Below are 16,740 nucleotides of genomic sequence, written 5' to 3' on the forward strand. Positions count from 1 at the left end.
ATCGAACCGCAGGTCAAAGAGCGGGCGGCGCGATTCGGGGGAGACCGTGACAAGGGGGTCGCCGATATTCTGGCGGAGAACAGCCTTCGCGGCGGACGTCCGACCCGGCGGAGATCGGGGCGCTGGCGCTTTGGCGTTGCGCCCCGGTGGCACATAACGTGACCGGAACCGTGATCCCGATCGACGGAGGCTGGACCGCGCAATAGGATGGTGCCGGCATACAGGATGACCCATGCTGCGCCAATGCGACTTGAGCGCGGCAGGGTCCTCCGGAGTTGAGCTTTAGAGGATGTTGCGCTCAATCGAATTCATTTCGCCCGGGCTGCTTGCAGCCCGGGCAGCGCCCGCCCCACCCCGGGCTGGGCGCTGCCCTTTCGTTGGGCGTCGGCATAATCCCATTCGACGCAACATGCCTTAAAGCGTGTTGCGCATAATCGCATCCGGACAACGGATCGAACGCGTTATGCTTTGCAAACGCTGCCTCGATCGGTTGTCCGAATACATGAATCCACCTGAGCGCAAAACGCTTTAGCCGAAAGGCCGAGGGCGGCAATCACGCGTTGGGTGTGTCGTGCTTTCTGGCCTGCAGGTTGGCGAGTTCCTTTTGCAGGCGCAACTCGTGCAGCAGGATCGCGGTCATCTGCGGGGCCGGAATATCGATTTTCTCCGGCTGATAGCCCGGGGCTGGGTTTGGGGTCAACATTGATCTGGTGCCGGCCCCGTTCTGGAGGACGGCACGCGCTTTCTCGACCGGTGCGCCGGGGTGTTCGGTGGTCGAAGGCTTTATGGCGACGGCCTTTTGCGTGCCTTGACGGCTGCCAGGTTGCGAATGCTGAACAATGGCCCGCTGGCGGTGTTGCCGATGCCGAGCATATCAATCGGGGACATTTTCCGAGTCCTCCAGGAGGGAGCCCCACCGACCTTCAAGCTGCTCGGAGAAAGTTACCACGCGGTTAAGCTAGCCGCGTGGTGTTCTTAAAATCCAAATGACCTGATCTGCTGATCAGCTCGGGCATGGGCCTGTGCGATAGGTGCCATCACCATTGGAATAGGCACATTCGCCGGTTTCCTGGTTGCGAGCAACCATGACCCCGGCGGCGGCGCCTGCCAGAGTCGAGAGGACGGTCCAGTTGGAATTTGCGTCAAGTGCCTTGGCCGTAATGAGCCCGACCGCGCCACCAACCGTGGCGCCACCGACATCGCGCCTGTCCGACTCGCTCATCTGCATGCAGGCGGAAAGCGTCATGCTGCCGACAAGGGCGAGCGAAAGTATGATCTTATTCATCAAATCCTCCAGATACATGGCACCATGTGGGTGCCAATGTTGCCATGACTCTATGGCATGCAGCGGGATAGAACAGGGCCAGCCGTGTTGCGGGGGATGGATCGGCGAAAGTTTGCCGGCCGTCGCGGCCCCCGCCTGTGCGGGCGGAGGCGTCCTGTTCCGAAGCTGTGCAATCGCCTACTTGTTCATCCGGTTCTCGATCAGATCCTCGACCACGGAAGGATCTGCCAGCGTCGATGTATCGCCAAGCGCGCCATGGTCGTTTTCGGCGATCTTGCGCAGGATGCGGCGCATGATCTTGCCCGAGCGGGTCTTGGGAAGCCCGGGCGCCCACTGGATATGGTCGGGCGAGGCGATGGGGCCGATTTCCTTGCGCACCCAGTCCCGCAGTTCCTTGCGCAGTTCGTCGGTATATTCCTCGCCGTCCATCAGGGTGACGTAACAGTAGATGCCTTGTCCCTTGATATCGTGAGGGAAACCGACCACGGCGGCCTCGGATACGGCGGGGTGGGCGACAAGCGCGGATTCAACCTCTGCCGTGCCCATGCGGTGGCCAGAGACATTGATCACGTCATCGACCCGGCCAGTGATCCAGTAATAGCCATCGGCATCGCGGCGGCAGCCGTCACCCGAGAAATAGTAGCCCTTGTAGTCGGAGAAATAGGTTTTCACGAAGCGGTCGTGATCGCCGTAGACGCTGCGCATCTGGCCGGGCCAGCTGTCTTTCATGCAAAGCACGCCCTCTGCCTCGGTCGTGGTGACTTCCTCGCCTGTCTGAGGATCGAGGATCACTGGCTGGACGCCGAAGAAGGGGAGCGCGGCCGAACCCGGTTTCGCGGGAATCGCACCGGGAATGGGAGTTAGCATGTGGCCGCCGGTTTCGGTCTGCCACCAGGTATCGACGATGGGGCAGGTGCCCTTGCCCACTGTTTCGTTATACCAGTTCCAGGCCTCGGGATTGATCGGCTCGCCCACGGTGCCCAGTACCTTGAGCGAAGAAAGGTCGTGCTTCTCGACGGGCTCCTCGCCATGCGCCATGAGCGCGCGGATGGCGGTGGGTGCGGTATAGAACTGGTTGACCTTGTGCTTTTCGCAGACCGCCCAGAAGCGGCCGACATCGGGCCAGGTCGGCACGCCCTCGAACATGAGCGTGGTGGCGCCGTTGGCAAGCGGGCCATAGACGATGTAGGAATGACCCGTCACCCAGCCAACATCGGCGGTGCACCAGAAGATATCGCCCTCGTGATAGTCGAAAACGATCTCATGGGTCATGGCTGCCCAGAGCAGGTAGCCGCCGGACGTGTGCAGCACGCCCTTGGGCGCGCCGGTGGAGCCGGAGGTGTAGAGGATGAAGAGCGGGTCCTCGGCATTTATCGGTTCGGCCCGGCAGTCGGTCGAGGCATGGGCCATGAGCGTGTGATAGGCGTGGTCGCGCCCCTCGACCATATTGACATCGGCGCCGGTGCGTTCGACGACAAGCGTTCTGACGTCACCGCAAATGGCGAGCGCCTTGTCGACATTGGCCTTGAGCGGTGTATTGCGGCCGCCGCGGGGGGCCTCGTCGGCGGTGACGATGAGCGATGCCTTGCAGCCGTCGACGCGCGCGGCCAGTGCCTCGGGGCTGAAGCCGGCGAAGACGATGGAATGCACCGCTCCGATGCGGGCACAGGCCAGCATGGCATAGGCGGCCTCTGGAATCATCGGCATGTAGAGCACGACGCGGTCGCCCTTGCCGATGCCGAGCGACTTATAGACATTCGCCAGCTTGTTCACCTGCTCGCTGAGTTCGAGATAGGTAATGTGTTTCGAAACGGACGGATCATCGCTTTCCCAGATGATTGCGGTCTGATCGGGGCGGGTTTCGACATGACGGTCGACGCAGTTGGTCGCGACATTCAATTCACCGTCTTCGAACCATTTGATCGAGACATCGGGGTGCGCGAATGTCGTGTTCTTGATCTTCGTCGGCGGCTTGGCCCAGGTCAGGCGCTTGGCCTGTTCCGACCAGAAGCCTTCAGGATCGGTGATCGACGCCTCGTACATGGAGTTGTATTTCGCTGCGTCGACATGTGCATTCTTCACGAAGTCGGTGGCGGGCGGGTAGGTCTTGATCTCGGTCATGACAGGCCTTGTTCTCTGGTCTCAAATGTGGATTTCTGCCCACCGTCGTCAAGCACGCGACAGCGGGCGTTCAGGCTCAGATGGCTTGATACTCGGCCCGCAGGCTTTCATTTTCAAGCACTTCGATTACCGAGCCGTCGAAAACGATGAATGTGATGTCGGTCATCGCTGCGAGAACTGCCGGATCACGTGCGCGAACCGCACCTCTGTTGGCGTTCACGGTGGTGATGCCCTGCGCGTTGATGATGCGCGGGGTTTTCCAGAATTCATCAACGATTACAGGGGCGAGGCGTTTACAGGGTCCATTCGAAGGGCGTGCCATGACATGGTGGGCAAGCGCCCGTGTCACGGCCAACATTGCTGTTCGTCCGCTGAAAGCGTGATGCCCGCCTGCTTGTGCCGTTCGGTCCGCCTCGGCAAGAGCGCGCAAAGACGGTCGAACCGGCCAAAGCGACCTCGCGGCATTCAGAATCCTCACTGGAGAATGATCCATGGATGAACTGTCCCCTGACCGGAATTGCCGGGGTATTGGAGTGATTTTGCATGTGGTGCTTGAGCGCCATTCGATGTTTGGCGCTTCTGGACAATATGCCGTGTCACGAAATTGCATTGCGAACCGAGCGGTTTCGTGGCGACAACAAGAAATATCTGAATGCAACGGTTGGTTTCAATCGGCCGCGGCGCTGCGCCAGCCCGAACCATCGTCGGTCTGCGCGACCGGGGTCTCGGTCCGGGGTCAAACGATCCGTGGTGGCCGATGGGTTTTGACTTGGGCCGGCAGTTTGGGGATAACTGTAGGGCGAGCCTGCGATTAGGCTCCATGGGGAGGAAGACCGGGGAATGGGCAAATCCGTCCTGCTGATCGAGGATGAACCGAACATTGTCGAGGCGATCAGCTTCATCCTGTCGCGTGATGGCTGGAAGGTGAGCACGCACGCGAATGGGCAGACCGCTCTGGCCCGGATCATGGAAACGCAGCCTGATGTCATCATACTTGATGTGATGCTGCCGGGCGCGAGTGGTTATGATATCCTTAGCAGTCTGCGTTCGGAGCCGAAAACGCGGGAATTGCCGGTCCTGGTGCTGACGGCGCACGGTCAGGACGGGAACAGGGAAATGGCGGAGGAAATGGGTGCGAGTCGATTCATGACAAAGCCGTTTTCGAATGTCGATATGCTCGAGGCCGTTCGATCGCTGGTGGTGTCGTGAGCGGTGCAGAGCAAGGTGAGGGGGGCAGGCACAGGCGTGTTTCGGCCTTCATGGAGCGCTCCAAATATCCAAGACGGCGGCTGATCGATGCAATTCGATTCCTGCCATTGCTGGGTTTGGGACTTTGGTTCCTGCCACTCTTGTGGAATGCGCGGGCAGACGAGACTCCGATGTCCCATGCCATCCTTTATGTCTTCGGTGTCTGGCTGATGCTCGTGAGTGCAGCGGGATTTCTGGCCGTCCTGGTTGCGCGGCTCAACTCGGACACAGATGACCCTGTCCAGGAGAATGGACTGACGAAGAGGCTTTGACCATGGCGACTCTCAATGTTCTTGTTGCCGTTTGCCTCGCCTATGTCGCATTTCTCTTCGGTGTCGCCTTCATGGCCGAGCGGGCCGCCTTGCGCGGGCGGGTCAGGTGGCTTCGATCGCCGGTCGTCTACACTCTGTCACTGTCGATATATTGCACGGCCTGGACCTTTTACGGGGCCGTTGGCTATGCGGCGCGTTCAGGGCTCGAATACCTGACCATCTATATCGGGCCGACGTTGATCATGGTGGGTTGGTGGTGGGTGTTGCGCAAGATGGTCCGTGTCGGTCGGGCACAACGTGTCACGTCGGTCGCGGACCTGATTTCAAGCCGGTACGGAAAATCGACCATATTGGCAATTCTGGTCACGACCATGGCAGTCGTCGGCACTACGCCCTATATCGCGTTGCAGCTCCAATCGGTGACGCTGTCCTTTGCGGCCTTTGCGGACACGACTGAGCTTGGTGGCGCCGGCAACAGCCGCTGGACGGCGCTCTGGGTGGCAGTGGGACTGGCACTTTTCACGATCCTGTTCGGGACCCGCAACCTTGATGCGAACGAGCGGCACCACGGAGTCGTGATAGCGATCGCAGTTGAAGCCGTTGTCAAGCTTTTCGCGCTGTTGGCCGTTGGTGTCTTCGTTGTCTGGGGGATGAGTGGCGGCGTTGGCGCCATGCTCGAGCGGATCGACGCCAGCGATATCGGCACCTGGCAAATGCAGGGTGGACGCTGGGCCGGGTTGATTTTTCTTTCGGCGGCGGCCTTCCTGACCTTGCCGCGCATGTTCCAGGTCCTGGTTGTCGAGAATGACAATGAGGACCATCTGCGGCTGGCGTCATGGGCGTTTCCCACCTACCTGATGTTGATGAGCCTGTTCGTCGTTCCGATCGCGGTGGCCGGCCTGACGCACCTGCCGCAAGATGCGAACCCCGATCTTTTCGTTCTGACGGTTCCCTTGTCACAAGGTCAGACCGGACTCGCGATGCTGTCGTTTCTGGGGGGCTTCAGCTCGGCAACTTCAATGGTGATCGTGGCGGCCATTGCACTTTCGACGATGCTTTCGAACCATATCGTCATGCCGATCTGGCTGCGTGTCGCCCATGGTGGGGCCAGCATGTCAGGAGATGTGCGGACACTTGTGCTTATGTCGCGCCGCGTTGCGATCGCCGTCGTGGTTTTGCTGGGGTATATCTATTATCGGTTTTCTGGCGGTGGGGCGGCCCTTGCCGCGATCGGTCTGGTTGCCTTTGCCGGCGTCGCACAGTTCTTGCCGGTCATGCTGGGGGGATTGTTCTGGCGCGGTGCGACAGGGGCAGGCGCCGTTTCCGGTCTTGTCACGGGTTTCAGCGTCTGGACGTGGAGCATGTTTCTCCCCAGTTTCGGCTCGGGAGAGATCCTGTCGTCCCACGTTCTCGACGCGGGGCCATGGGGATTGAGCTGGTTACGGCCCCATGCGCTTTTCGGAATCGACGGGCTGGATCCGTTGGTGCACACGATCCTTTGGTCGATGTCACTCAATACACTGGTTTTCGTGTTGGTATCCCTTGGCAGTTTCCCGTCACCGCTTGAACGGCTGCAGGGGGCGCAGTTCGTCGATGTTTTCCTGCACTCGGCGCGTCCGCAAAGCTGGTCGGGTGGTGCCGCGCAGAGTGAGGACCTGCTGGTCATGGCGCAGCGGATTCTTGGACCTGCCGAGGCACAGGTTCTTTTCAGGCGTGCAGCCGCCAAACAGGGCCTTGCCGGGTATCTTCCCGAGCCCGAACCTGATTTTCTGAACGAATTGGAACGCGAGCTCTCCGGGTCGGTCGGTGCGGCAACGGCCCATGCCATGGTGGGGCAGATCGTTGGCGGTGCCAGTGTGTCGGTCAACGACCTCATGGCCGTGGCGGATGAAACAGCGCAGATCATGGAGTACTCCACCCAACTCGAGAGCAAATCGAAGGAGCTGACGCGCACGGCACGGCAATTGCGCGAAGCCAATGAAAAGCTGACCGCGATGTCGGTTCAGAAGGATGCCTTTCTTAGCCAGATCAGCCACGAGCTTCGCACGCCGATGACGTCGATCCGGGCCTTTTCGGAGATCCTTCGGGATTCGGATGACTTGAAGCCGGCGGAAAAGGCCAAGTACGCGTCAATCATCCACAATGAGGCGGTGCGACTGACCCGTCTGCTTGACGACCTGCTGAACTTGAGCGTCTTGGAAAGCGGGCAGATCAACATGAACATGGAACATGGGACGCTCAGGGACGTGCTCGATCATGCCGTGGCAGCGGCCGGCGGAGCCGGGATATTGCCGATCAGGCGCGATCCCGAAAACGAAGAGGTCGGGCTCTGGACCGATCTCGACAGGCTCGCGCAGGTCTTCATAAATCTGATCGCGAATGCGCAGAAATATTGCGATTCGCCGCAACCCGAACTGCGAATTCTGGTCAAACCCGGACTGGGTGGTGGGATCGACGTGGATGTCGTGGATAACGGATCGGGAATCCCGCATGACAGGCAGGAAATGGTGTTCGAGAAGTTCGCAAGGGTCAGTGACCATGATGCCGGTGGCGCGGGTCTTGGTCTTGCCATCTGCCGCGAGATAATGATGCGTCTCGGGGGGCAGATCACCTACTTGCCGGGACAGCGCGGAGCTGCGTTCCGCGTCAGTCTGCCGGCGGAGGCATTGGCCACGAGCGCGTGACCGGGGCGAAAGAGCCGTGGTTCAACGACATTTATTGCGGTCGATGCTCTTTCGATAACAGATTGGTAACTCACGCCATCTTAGGTTGGCTGCACATCTCGCAACATGCCGGGAAGCAGGACATGATCGCAAGCGACGCACATGGGGTACTGCGGCGAAAGGCCAGAAGTGGGCGCAGCGGCTATGAGGCCCGGGTCATGACCCCGGCGCGGGCGGTGCGGCTTGCACTGGCGCGCGCGGCCGAGAAGCTGTTCGACCTGCCCTTGGTGGTCACCGGAGTTCAGGTTGGCCGCGTCACGCAGGAGATGGTTCTCGAGCAGATCAATGATGAGTGGTTGATTACGGTGCTCGATGGGTCGGATGGCGCGGTTGGTGTTTCGGCCATCGACATGCCCTTTCTCGGCGCGCTTGTCGAGTGTCAGACACTGGGCCGCGTACTCCCAAGGCCCAGCGAGACACGCGAACCGACCCAGATCGACGCGGCACTTTTCGCGCCTTTGATCGACCTGACATTATCCGCGATGAGCGACGAGCTTGTCCCGCACGACGACGACATCCCGGTCCGGGGTTTCCGGTTCGGTGCGCGGATCGACCGCGTCAGAATGCTTGGATTGTTGTTGCAGGCGCCGGAATTCCACTTGTTCAGACTCGATGTCGAGTTGAGCGACGGTGCCAAGCATGGCGAAATGGTCCTGGCGCTTCCCTTGCAATCACACACCGCGATCGCTGGCGCTTCTGGTGGCGCGCAAGGGTCCGACACCCGTCAAGCGGACCGTGAGCAGCAAGCCGGGTTCAAGGAGCAAGGCAGCTTGATGGGCGCTGAAGTCAGTCTGGACGCGGTACTGTGGCGATATGCGATGCCCTTGCCAGCGATTAGGGCTCTTGCGGTCGGGGATGTCCTCGAGTTTCCGAAAGATGCGCTTTCCAGGGTGCAGTTGCACACGCAAACGGATTGCCTTCCCGGGTCGTTCCAACTGGGGCAAAGAAATGGCTTTCGCGCTGTTCGTGTGAATGCGCATGAAATGCAACGCGAACGCGGGTCCGAACTGGCGACGGGAACAAGGCAAGTTTCCGACGTGCCCCCTGCCACTGAGGCCTCGATGCCTGCGCATTGGCACGAAATGAGCGCACAAGGGATGGATCTTTCGCAGGATCACGAGGCTTCCACGAAACTGCAACCGCGGGATGACGCAGCCACGCATGACCTGTCCTCGACATCGCCAGAAACTGGCGATCAGGTATCAGATTTGCCGGATCTGAGCGATCTGCCCGAGTTTTCCTGAATTGCAGCAGAATCGCGTCGCGAAACACCACTGACGTGTCAGGACGATGGCAAGCCCCGCTCGAGATGGGGCGCAAGCTGGGTGATGTTGTAGCCAGCGCCGGCGGCGATCTCGATGATCTGGTCGACAGGCATTCTGCCCGCCTGCCCGAGGGCCCAGACGAATGTCGAGCGCGTACCTGAATTGCAATAGGCCAAAACCGGGCCGGTGGAGGAAGCGATCAGATCACGCTGAGCCGCGATCAACTCGCCGGACATTCCTTGATTGCCGACGGGCAAAACGTGGAAGTCCAGCCCGGCCGCACGCATCGCCTCGCCGATTGCTTCCGCGCGTTGATCTTCTGAGACCTCCTCATCTGGCCGATTGCAAATCACGGTCGTGAAACCGGCTTCCGCGATTTCTGTGGCATCGGAGGCGGAGACCTGTGGGCTCACCGCGTATCGAGGCGTCAGTGTGCGAATATCCATATTGCGCTCTTTATTCAGGTGCCATGACGCTGTCCAGCGCCTGGTGCATTGGTCATTAGAGTTCTCAAAGCTTGTTGACCGGCACTTTGAGGAACACGTCGCCTTTCGCGTCCGGTTCCGGCATACGGCCTGCGCGCATGTTTACCTGAAGGGACGGAATGATCAGTTTCGGCATGGGCAAAGTTGCGTCACGCTCGTCGCGCATCTTCACGAACTCATCCTTTGACCTGCCATCGCCGACATGGATGTTTCGAGCTTTCTGTTCGCCGACGGTTGTTTCCCATGCATACTCATCGCGACCTGGCGCCTTGTAGTCGTGGCCAACGAAAATTCGAGTTGCATCTGGCAATATCAGGATCTTCTGAACGGATTCATAAAGAACTTGTGAGGAGCCGCCGGGAAAATCACACCGCGCTGTGCCGAAATCGGGCATGAAAAGCGTATCGCCAACAAAGGCTGCATCGCCAATGACATAGGTCAGGCAGGCCGGGGTGTGGCCCGGCGTATGCAGCACGTCGCCGCGCAGTTGCCCGATCATGAAGCTGTCGCCTTCGGAAAAGAGCTGATCGAACTGCGAACCATCCCGCTCGAATTCCGTGCCTTCGTTGAAAACCTTGCCGAAGGTATCTTGAACGACTCTTATACGGTCTCCTATTCCGATCTTGCCTCCCAGAGCCTGCTGGATGTAGGGAGCTGCCGAAAGATGATCGGCGTGCACATGGGTTTCCAGCAACCATTCCACCGTCAGATCCTTCTGCCTCACCCAATCAATGATCCGATCTGCCGAAGCCGTGTCCGTTCGACCGGAGGCGTAATCGAAATCAAGAACGGAGTCGATAATGGCGCAGGATGACCCGTTCGGGTCGCGCACAACGTAGGAAATCGTATTCGTGGCATCGTCGAAAAAGGCTTTCACATCGGGTGACATGGTGACTCCTTTGGTTACGGTTTGCTTGCCGTGGACTTGTTTTAATATGTAGTTTCTCGCATGTGTTTCAACCGGGTATCAGATGACGTGCCTTTGATTTGTGTCAATGATTATCGGTCTCAAATGTGTGATTCTCGCATTTGAACGAGGGAGGAGTGCGACCATATGAAGTCCTATGCGAAGTATCGTGCGCTGCTGATGGCGCGCTTGTCGGAACTCGACCAGAGATTGCATGCGATCGAGGAAGAGCTTGATGCGCACCAGTCGAAAGACTGGGAAGAGTTGGCGACAGAACGCGAGGACGACGAAGTCCTTGAGGGGCTTGGGCTGGCCGGTCAGGAAGAAATCAGGCGTATCCGGGCCGCTCTTCAAAGGATGCGGGATGGAGAATACGGGATCTGTGCGAAATGCGGCGCAGAGATATCGGAGGCACGGCTCGATGTCTTGCCATACACGCCATTTTGCAAGACCTGCGCTGCATCACTGTGATGCTGACGGCTTGCGAACGGGTGTCATGACCGAGTGAAAGGCCATGGCATGAGCCAGAAAGTCTCATTGAAGCGATCACTTGAGATGCTGGAATCGCGGATCGAGAGCCTTCCGGATGAAAAGCGTCATCTGCTGCAAGAGGATTTGCACATGTTGGTTGAGCGAATGCTCGAGGCTGGACTGGAGCTGCCAAAACGCGTTCGCCTGCTTGATGATTTTCTGATGGAAGAAGGAATCGAGGCGCAGTTTGACAACATGCCGGTGTAAAGTCGGATTTTACGTGACTCGGAACTTGCACGAAAGCGCGGGCTGCCAATAGATTTGTCGAAAGACATTCCCGGGAAGAGCCCATCTGTGGCGCAGTGCCTTTCATATGAAATTGAAGACGAAATCGCGATCTTGCGCGTGACAAGGGCACCCGGCTTGATGGACCGGTGCGTGATTGACGCAATTGATGGCGCCCTTGATCAGGCACAAGCCGATGGTGCCATCGCCATCGTGATCGCGGGAGAGGATGAGGGGTTCCCGGGCGGGCCACCCTTGTCCGAGATCATTCGCGGGCCGACGGACGAAAGGCTTGGCGAATTGTGTTCCCGAATAGCCTGTTTCGAGATGCCGGTTGTCGGCGCCTTGAGGGGCGATGTGTGCGACGGCGCGCTGTCATTGGCATTGGCAGCTCACGCGCGCGTTGCACATGTCGGGACCAAGCTCGGCTTCAGGGAAATCAGGTGGGGGCTGTGCCCTTACGCGGGCGCGACGCAGCGGCTTCCGAGATTTCTGGGGGCAAAACCCGCCATTGAGCTTATGCTTTCGGGGCGCTTGATGCCCGCCGAAGATCCTGTTCTCGCACCACTCTTCGATCGGATCGTCGACTCCCATCTCATTGGTGAGGCGAAGAACGTGGCATGTGATCTTGTCGCCGGGGGCGGAACTGGCGGCGGCACGGCCGATGCTGTCGCGGCGGGGCTGTCGGATCCGATCCGATATCAGAAGGCAGTTGCGGAGGCTCGCCGGGGGCATTTGTCGCCCGAGGCAAAGGCGGTTGTTGATTGTGTCGAGGCGGCGCAATTGTTGCCTTTCGATGCAGGGATGGCTTTCGAGAAATCCATGTTCGATTCAGTTCGGGAGAGTTCGAGAGCTGCCGCGCTTGTACATGTCGCGCAAGCGGAGGGGTTCTATCTGGCACCCAGGCAGTCGGCGCCGAGGGACGTGGTGGTGTTCGGGGAAAGCCGAATGGCCCGAGAGCTTGCGCTTGCCAGTCTTGATGCCGGTGCGCACGTTCATCTTGCCGAACAGGTGGAGGGAGGTTCGGGTCGGCTCATCAAGGAGATCGAGGAGTTCAGCGCCCAGCAGGTTATGGCTAACCGGATGACGATCGAACGGGCGCAGGCGCGTTTGTCCAGGCTGACCGGCGGGCGAATGGTGGATGTGGTTGGCAGAGGTGACATTGTCATCGAGGCCGGAGGCTTTCCACTTTCTGATATGGAAGAAGTCAGCAAGCGCCTCTGCTCGGCAAGCAAGCCAGATGTCCCGGTTCTGCTCGGATCGAATGTGGGGCTGCGGGCAGAGGCCATTTCGCACCTCTTCACGGATCGGGTGGTCGGTGTCGTCTTTCAGCCTCCACCGTCATCTGCCCGCCTGACCGAGCTTGTTGTCCCGCGCGGCGTGCCGGAAGAAACAATTCTGCGGAGTGAAGCGCTGATCCGCGCGATGAACAAGGTGATGATACCTGTCGCCCCGAAGAACGGGTGTCTTTTTCAGGCATTGGTGGCCAGGTTCTTTGAGGCGGCAGAGTGGTGTGTGCGGCACGGTGCATCGCCCTGGCAGATCGAGCGGGCGCTCGGTTGGCGAACCGGACCGTTCACGATGATGGATCGTGAGGGACTCGCTGCGCAGCCGGCCAGATTGACCGCGATTGAGGGGCAAGAGCCCGAGGACCTGCTGAACAGGGCATTTACTGCAGTCGGGCGCAATGGAGTTGCGTCGGGTCGAGGCTTTTTCCTTTACGATGCTGATGGCGGACCGGCCAAAGCCGATCCGCAAGCAGAAGCAATCATTGAACGCTGGCGCAAGACAGGGCCAGATGGGCAGGGACCGGGTGCCGAGGAGATCCGCCAGCGTGTCCTGCTGTCTCTTGTGAGCCTGGGGCTGGAATTGCTCGAGAGTGGTATGGTCTCGCGCGGCCCGTACGTTGACCTGGTTGCAATCCATGGTCTTGGCATGCCGCGTTCATCGGGGGGGCCGATGAAATGGGCCGAATCCGTTGGCCTTGTACGGATCAGAAAGGCATTGCAGGCGTTCAATTCGTCCGGTCCACGCTTATGGAGCCTGTCGCCGGTACTTGACGAGAGGATCAAGAACGGCACCGGATTTGACGATTAGGCCAGAACGATGCCGACGATTACCAGAATCAGGCCGATGGTCGCGATCGACAGGGATGCGAGGTTGATCGGCATGAGACGGACTAGGCGGGCGCGCATTGCTTCGTCTGACAGCTTCTCGCGCTTGGCGTTCGCGGCCTGAATGATGCACCAGAGGAGTCCAAGCAGCCCGATCAACGTCACACCAGCGCCCGTCCAGATCAGGATTTGCATCGTGCTCGCTCTCGTTTGACATGCGATGTCCCGCGGCTAAAGGATCGCGGTGCAAAGCGCAAGATCACGTTGCGATACCCTCTTGCGGGGTTGGGGGGAGAGGGGTAGTCAGTGCCTTCCGCAAGTCAGGAGGCCCGAGCATGACCGACAACGACACTTTGCAGAGCGATCACGATTCGACCTATCGTGTCACGGCGAATGAACTGCGTCAGTTCATCGAGCGTTTCGAGCGGCTTGAGGCCGAGAAAAAGGACATCGCTGATCAGCAGAAAGAGGTGATGGCGGAGGCCAAGGCACGTGGCTATGACACCAAGGTCATGCGCAAGGTCATTGCACTTCGCAAACGCGATGCCGATGATATCGCCGAGGAAGAGGCGGTGCTGGACATGTACAAGGAAGCACTTGGAATGCGCTGAGGCCCGAAGTGTTCGCAAACTGATTCAAGGCGCGATGAAGTTGACCCCCGGAATGCGCGCGATCTCGTAAACATCCTCATCATAGGCTTCGGTCAGCGCGTCGACGAGTTCAATGGTCCAGCCAGGCAAATCCAGTTCTTCCTCGATCATGTCCTCGCGCGCGAATTTGTCGAGAAATGCGACCATCACCCGGCGTTTCTGAACTTCGGTCATCGTCGGGTGTTCGGCCAGATAGGCGCGGAATCGTTTCATACCGTCACGGGTCATGATCTCGGACAGCAGGTCAAAGCCGCCCTTGATCGTGTTTCCCGGGCTCAACCCTGCCATTTCACGAATGATCTGCGCCCATATCAACGGGCTGTCTTCGTTACACCAGACAGTCAGCGGCACATCGGGGTGTTCATTGCGAATGCGCCAAATCAGCTCTGCCCAGAGAAGCTCATGCGGCTGACTGCCGCGCAACAACTCTTCGAAATCCTCGACCGGCGCAGTGTTGAAAAGCGCAGGAAGAAATGTGGCGGGGTTGCGGATGGCAAGGAAAACCTCGATCTGGTCGCCGTTGAACAGAGATTTCAGTTGTCCGATTCGCATTCCTGCATTGGGGTAGAACACACCGTTTGAAAGCGCCAGCTTGGGAATGCAGAACAGGTTTTCGTTGGAAAGCAGCAGCCTGTCCGCATGATCGCCCTCAAGTATGTTTTCCAGCAGCACCTCACGTGCATCCGGTGCAGGTTCGGCGTTCGTAAGGGCAACAAGGGTCTGGTGTATGAGCTTGCGATAGCGCCCTGGGGGTGGAACGACCGAGCCGATTTCCGCGAATTCGCTTCGGTTGCGCAAAAGGCATTTCAACACGCGATCATCGTCGGTGCAGTGAACGCCTGCGTGAAACATGACCTGCATTCATCGCCTCGTATCAGTATGCGTGGGACATGCCATCGCCCGGGCACAGTCGCAAGGTTACAGCCGAAGTTTCCCACGCTGTTTTGTCGCACTATAAGGTCTTTTCTGGACCATGGAACCAAAAACGGGCAACAGGACAAGAATGTACACCGGGACTCTTTCTGGAATCAAAGAGCGTGATTGGCGTGATCTGGTGGACCCTTGGTCCGTCGGGGCGACGGTGATCGCGATCATCGTACTCGCTCCGATTGCGTCTGTCTTGTGGCTTGCGCTGTTTCCGAATGATAACATCTGGCCACATCTGATGGCGACGACACTGCCGCGCTACATGCATAATACGCTTGTCCTGATGGGGGCGGTCGGAGCGGTTACCGCGGTTGTGGGAACCGGTGTGGCATGGATCATCTCGCGCTACAGGTTTCCGATGTCCCGCTGGCTCGAGTGGTTGTTGTTGCTACCGCTCGCAATTCCGGCCTACGTCGGCGCCTATGCACTCGTCGACCTGCTGGAATATGCCGGGCCGGTTCAGACGGGTTTGCGGGCGCTGTTCGGCTGGCAATCGGCGCGGGACTATTGGTTTCCGGAGATCCGGTCGATGGGCGCAGCGATCATCGTATTGAGTGCGTCGCTCTACCCGTATGTCTATTTGCTCTCACGGGCGGCATTCCGGGAGCAGTCGGGGAGTTCCGAAGAAGTCGCGATGAGCTTGGGGGCAGGGGCGCTGTCACGCTTCTGGCGGGTTGGACTGCCGATGGCGCGTCCGGCGATCGCGGCAGGTGTGGCGATCGTGATGATGGAGACCGTGAATGATTTCGGCACGGTCGATTTCTTTGCCATCCAGACCCTGACCGCCGGCATTTTCAACGTCTGGCTAGAGAGCAACAATGCCGGGGGCGCTGCGCAAATTGCATCGGTGGTCCTTGCGATCGTCATTTTATTGGTCATGCTTGAAAGGCTTTCGCGCCGAAAGGTCAGGTTTTTTGATCTTTCTACCCGGCATCGTCCGGTTGTACGAAAAAGGCTCACGGGGTGGACGGCGGCGACCGCGCTTTTGTTGTGCTTGATTCCATTTGCTGTTGGATTCTTGCTTCCAGCAACTGTCATCCTGAAACACGCGTTGGCAAATGCGGATCAATGGTCCAACCCGGCCCTGCTTGGCGCGCTTATCAATACGCTGACGGTTGGCGGGTCAGCGGCTGTTGTGACGGTTCTGGCCGGTGTGTTTCTTGTTTACGGCGTACGCTTGTCGGGTCGAAGCCTGCCTCGAAAGCTGTTGCCAGTGACAACTATCGGCTATGCCGCGCCCGGGGCGGTTCTTGCAGTTGGAATTCTCATACCCCTTGCGACGATGGATAACTGGTTGGCGGACAGGGTGGAGTCCCTGACAGGACACGATATCGGGCTTGTCATGACCGGATCTGCCTTTGCGCTGGTTCTGGCCTATTCGGTGCGCTTTTTTGCAATCGCACAAGGGGCGGCCGATGCCGCGATGGGGCGCGTATCACCGAGTTTGCCCATGGCGGCGCGCTCGCTTGGTCGGTCGCAGGGGCAGACACTGTACGAGGTTTATTACCCACTGATCCGAGGTTCCGTGGGTTCGGCGCTTTTGTTGGTGTTTGTGGATTGCGTCAAGGAACTGCCGGCGACGCTCTTGCTGCGGCCATTCAACTTCGACACCCTCGCCACGCGCGTTCACAACGAGGCAAGCCTTGAAAACCTAGGGAACGCGGCGCCGGCGGCGGTTTTGATCATAGGGGTGGGGTTGGTTGCTGTGGGATTGCTGGCGCGGGCGAACAGGTGATTTTCCGGCTTGCGTGCTTGCGTCGCATTTCGTATGCGGACCACCGTGCCCCTATAGCTCAGCTGGTAGAGCAACTGATTTGTAATCAGTAGGTCCGCGGTTCGAGTCCGTGTGGGGGCACCATTAAAAACAGGGGCTAAGGGGGGGTCTCCACCAGCCCCTTTTTCTTTCCGGGGCACAATTGGGGCACATTGGGGTGACGAATTGGCTATCAGTCACCGCCCAAAGCACCCAGCGCGGATCACTTTCCGG

The 16,740-nt window shown here is 59.1% G+C and carries 17 protein-coding genes and 1 tRNA gene; 10 read left to right on the forward strand and 8 right to left on the reverse strand.

The window, feature by feature from the left end; translation table 11 throughout:
- Positions 1–553 precede the first annotated feature (553 nt).
- From ACESL9_RS13220 to ACESL9_RS13235, 4 genes are all read right to left on the reverse strand, one after another.
- On the reverse strand, positions 554–703 hold the full coding sequence (locus ACESL9_RS13220; RefSeq protein WP_372614485.1) for a hypothetical protein: 150 nt from the start codon (positions 701–703) through the stop codon (positions 554–556).
- A gap of 300 nt (positions 704–1,003) precedes the next feature.
- Positions 1,004–1,285 (reverse strand): glycine zipper 2TM domain-containing protein, encoded by a 282-nt coding sequence (locus ACESL9_RS13225; protein ID WP_372614487.1) that lies wholly within the window; start codon positions 1,283–1,285, stop codon positions 1,004–1,006.
- Positions 1,286–1,462: 177 nt separating this feature from the next.
- Complete coding sequence (acs, locus tag ACESL9_RS13230; protein WP_372614489.1) at positions 1,463–3,406, reverse strand: acetate--CoA ligase; 1,944 nt, start codon at positions 3,404–3,406, stop codon at positions 1,463–1,465.
- Between the two features lie 76 nt (positions 3,407–3,482).
- Entirely contained in the window at positions 3,483–3,755 is a 273-nt protein-coding gene (locus ACESL9_RS13235) for a hypothetical protein (RefSeq protein WP_372674964.1), read from the reverse strand.
- A gap of 491 nt (positions 3,756–4,246) precedes the next feature.
- Here ACESL9_RS13235 and ACESL9_RS13240 point away from each other — a divergent pair, with 491 nt between their 5' ends.
- The 4 genes from ACESL9_RS13240 (at position 4,247) to ACESL9_RS13255 (ending at position 8,893) form a co-directional block, all read left to right on the forward strand.
- Positions 4,247–4,615 (forward strand): response regulator transcription factor, encoded by a 369-nt coding sequence (locus ACESL9_RS13240; RefSeq protein ID WP_372614493.1) that lies wholly within the window; start codon positions 4,247–4,249, stop codon positions 4,613–4,615.
- Positions 4,616–4,665: 50 nt separating this feature from the next.
- A complete protein-coding gene (locus tag ACESL9_RS13245; RefSeq protein WP_372614495.1) occupies positions 4,666–4,926 on the forward strand; it encodes a hypothetical protein in 261 nt (86 codons plus the stop codon).
- A 2-nt stretch (positions 4,927–4,928) separates the two neighbouring features.
- Positions 4,929–7,610, forward strand: a complete 2,682-nt coding sequence (locus tag ACESL9_RS13250; protein ID WP_372614497.1) for an ATP-binding protein — start codon at positions 4,929–4,931, stop codon at positions 7,608–7,610.
- A gap of 122 nt (positions 7,611–7,732) precedes the next feature.
- Positions 7,733–8,893, forward strand: coding sequence for a hypothetical protein (locus tag ACESL9_RS13255; RefSeq protein WP_372674965.1), 1,161 nt, complete (start codon positions 7,733–7,735; stop codon positions 8,891–8,893).
- Between the two features lie 38 nt (positions 8,894–8,931).
- Here the strand turns inward: ACESL9_RS13255 and ACESL9_RS13260 are convergent, their stop codons facing one another.
- The gene (locus ACESL9_RS13260; RefSeq protein WP_372614501.1) at positions 8,932–9,360 is read right to left on the reverse strand and encodes a TIGR01244 family sulfur transferase; all 429 of its coding nucleotides are present in this window, start codon (positions 9,358–9,360) and stop codon (positions 8,932–8,934) included.
- A gap of 64 nt (positions 9,361–9,424) precedes the next feature.
- Positions 9,425–10,288 carry an MBL fold metallo-hydrolase gene (locus ACESL9_RS13265; RefSeq protein ID WP_372614503.1) on the reverse strand — a complete coding sequence of 288 codons (864 nt, stop codon included), beginning with the start codon at positions 10,286–10,288 and terminating at the stop codon, positions 9,425–9,427.
- A gap of 165 nt (positions 10,289–10,453) precedes the next feature.
- Between ACESL9_RS13265 and ACESL9_RS13270 the strand changes: the two genes are divergently transcribed.
- The 3 genes from ACESL9_RS13270 to ACESL9_RS13280 are packed head-to-tail and all read left to right on the forward strand — an operon-like array spanning position 10,454 to position 13,159.
- Positions 10,454–10,777, forward strand: coding sequence for a TraR/DksA family transcriptional regulator (locus ACESL9_RS13270; RefSeq protein ID WP_372614505.1), 324 nt, complete (start codon positions 10,454–10,456; stop codon positions 10,775–10,777).
- Positions 10,778–10,825: 48 nt separating this feature from the next.
- Complete coding sequence (locus tag ACESL9_RS13275) at positions 10,826–11,044, forward strand: hypothetical protein (RefSeq protein WP_372614507.1); 219 nt, start codon at positions 10,826–10,828, stop codon at positions 11,042–11,044.
- Between the two features lie 54 nt (positions 11,045–11,098).
- Positions 11,099–13,159, forward strand: coding sequence for an enoyl-CoA hydratase/isomerase family protein (locus ACESL9_RS13280; RefSeq protein ID WP_372614508.1), 2,061 nt, complete (start codon positions 11,099–11,101; stop codon positions 13,157–13,159).
- Here the strand turns inward: ACESL9_RS13280 and ACESL9_RS13285 are convergent.
- Positions 13,156–13,371, reverse strand: coding sequence for a hypothetical protein (locus ACESL9_RS13285; protein WP_372674966.1), 216 nt, complete (start codon positions 13,369–13,371; stop codon positions 13,156–13,158). The genes ACESL9_RS13280 and ACESL9_RS13285 overlap by 4 nt on opposite strands.
- 140 nt (positions 13,372–13,511) lie before the next feature.
- On the opposite strand from ACESL9_RS13285, the gene ACESL9_RS13290 reads away from it, so the two are divergent.
- Positions 13,512–13,787, forward strand: coding sequence for a DUF2312 domain-containing protein (locus ACESL9_RS13290; protein ID WP_372614512.1), 276 nt, complete (start codon positions 13,512–13,514; stop codon positions 13,785–13,787).
- Between the two features lie 24 nt (positions 13,788–13,811).
- Here the strand turns inward: ACESL9_RS13290 and ACESL9_RS13295 are convergent, their stop codons facing one another.
- Positions 13,812–14,678, reverse strand: coding sequence for a hypothetical protein (locus tag ACESL9_RS13295; RefSeq protein ID WP_372674967.1), 867 nt, complete (start codon positions 14,676–14,678; stop codon positions 13,812–13,814).
- Positions 14,679–14,829: 151 nt separating this feature from the next.
- Here ACESL9_RS13295 and ACESL9_RS13300 point away from each other — a divergent pair, with 151 nt between their 5' ends.
- Complete coding sequence (locus ACESL9_RS13300) at positions 14,830–16,488, forward strand: ABC transporter permease (RefSeq protein WP_372614516.1); 1,659 nt, start codon at positions 14,830–14,832, stop codon at positions 16,486–16,488.
- 47 nt (positions 16,489–16,535) lie between these two features.
- Positions 16,536–16,611: transfer RNA gene (locus ACESL9_RS13305), tRNA-Thr, on the forward strand.
- The last annotated feature ends 129 nt before the right edge of the window (positions 16,612–16,740 follow it).

It is taken from the genome of Aquicoccus sp. (assembly GCF_041686535.1).
Lineage (GTDB): Bacteria > Pseudomonadota > Alphaproteobacteria > Rhodobacterales > Rhodobacteraceae > Aquicoccus.

Excerpts from the sequence above, each read along its gene's own strand:
- acs (WP_372614489.1), bottom strand. The coding sequence starts at position 3,406 with ATGACCGAGATCAAGACCTACCCGCCCGCCACCGACTTCGTGAAGAAT.
- ACESL9_RS13255 (WP_372674965.1), top strand. The coding sequence starts at position 7,733 with ATGATCGCAAGCGACGCACATGGGGTACTGCGGCGAAAGGCCAGAAGT.
- ACESL9_RS13265 (WP_372614503.1), bottom strand. The coding sequence starts at position 10,288 with ATGTCACCCGATGTGAAAGCCTTTTTCGACGATGCCACGAATACGATT.
- ACESL9_RS13240 (WP_372614493.1), top strand. The coding sequence starts at position 4,247 with ATGGGCAAATCCGTCCTGCTGATCGAGGATGAACCGAACATTGTCGAG.
- ACESL9_RS13295 (WP_372674967.1), bottom strand. The coding sequence starts at position 14,678 with ATGTTTCACGCAGGCGTTCACTGCACCGACGATGATCGCGTGTTGAAA.
- ACESL9_RS13250 (WP_372614497.1), top strand. The coding sequence starts at position 4,929 with ATGGCGACTCTCAATGTTCTTGTTGCCGTTTGCCTCGCCTATGTCGCA.
- ACESL9_RS13285 (WP_372674966.1), bottom strand. The coding sequence starts at position 13,371 with ATGCAAATCCTGATCTGGACGGGCGCTGGTGTGACGTTGATCGGGCTG.
- ACESL9_RS13275 (WP_372614507.1), top strand. The coding sequence starts at position 10,826 with ATGAGCCAGAAAGTCTCATTGAAGCGATCACTTGAGATGCTGGAATCG.
- ACESL9_RS13270 (WP_372614505.1), top strand. The coding sequence starts at position 10,454 with ATGAAGTCCTATGCGAAGTATCGTGCGCTGCTGATGGCGCGCTTGTCG.
- ACESL9_RS13225 (WP_372614487.1), bottom strand. The coding sequence starts at position 1,285 with ATGAATAAGATCATACTTTCGCTCGCCCTTGTCGGCAGCATGACGCTT.
- ACESL9_RS13260 (WP_372614501.1), bottom strand. The coding sequence starts at position 9,360 with ATGGATATTCGCACACTGACGCCTCGATACGCGGTGAGCCCACAGGTC.
- ACESL9_RS13300 (WP_372614516.1), top strand. The coding sequence starts at position 14,830 with ATGTACACCGGGACTCTTTCTGGAATCAAAGAGCGTGATTGGCGTGAT.
- ACESL9_RS13290 (WP_372614512.1), top strand. The coding sequence starts at position 13,512 with ATGACCGACAACGACACTTTGCAGAGCGATCACGATTCGACCTATCGT.
- ACESL9_RS13220 (WP_372614485.1), bottom strand. The coding sequence starts at position 703 with ATGTTGACCCCAAACCCAGCCCCGGGCTATCAGCCGGAGAAAATCGAT.
- ACESL9_RS13245 (WP_372614495.1), top strand. The coding sequence starts at position 4,666 with ATGGAGCGCTCCAAATATCCAAGACGGCGGCTGATCGATGCAATTCGA.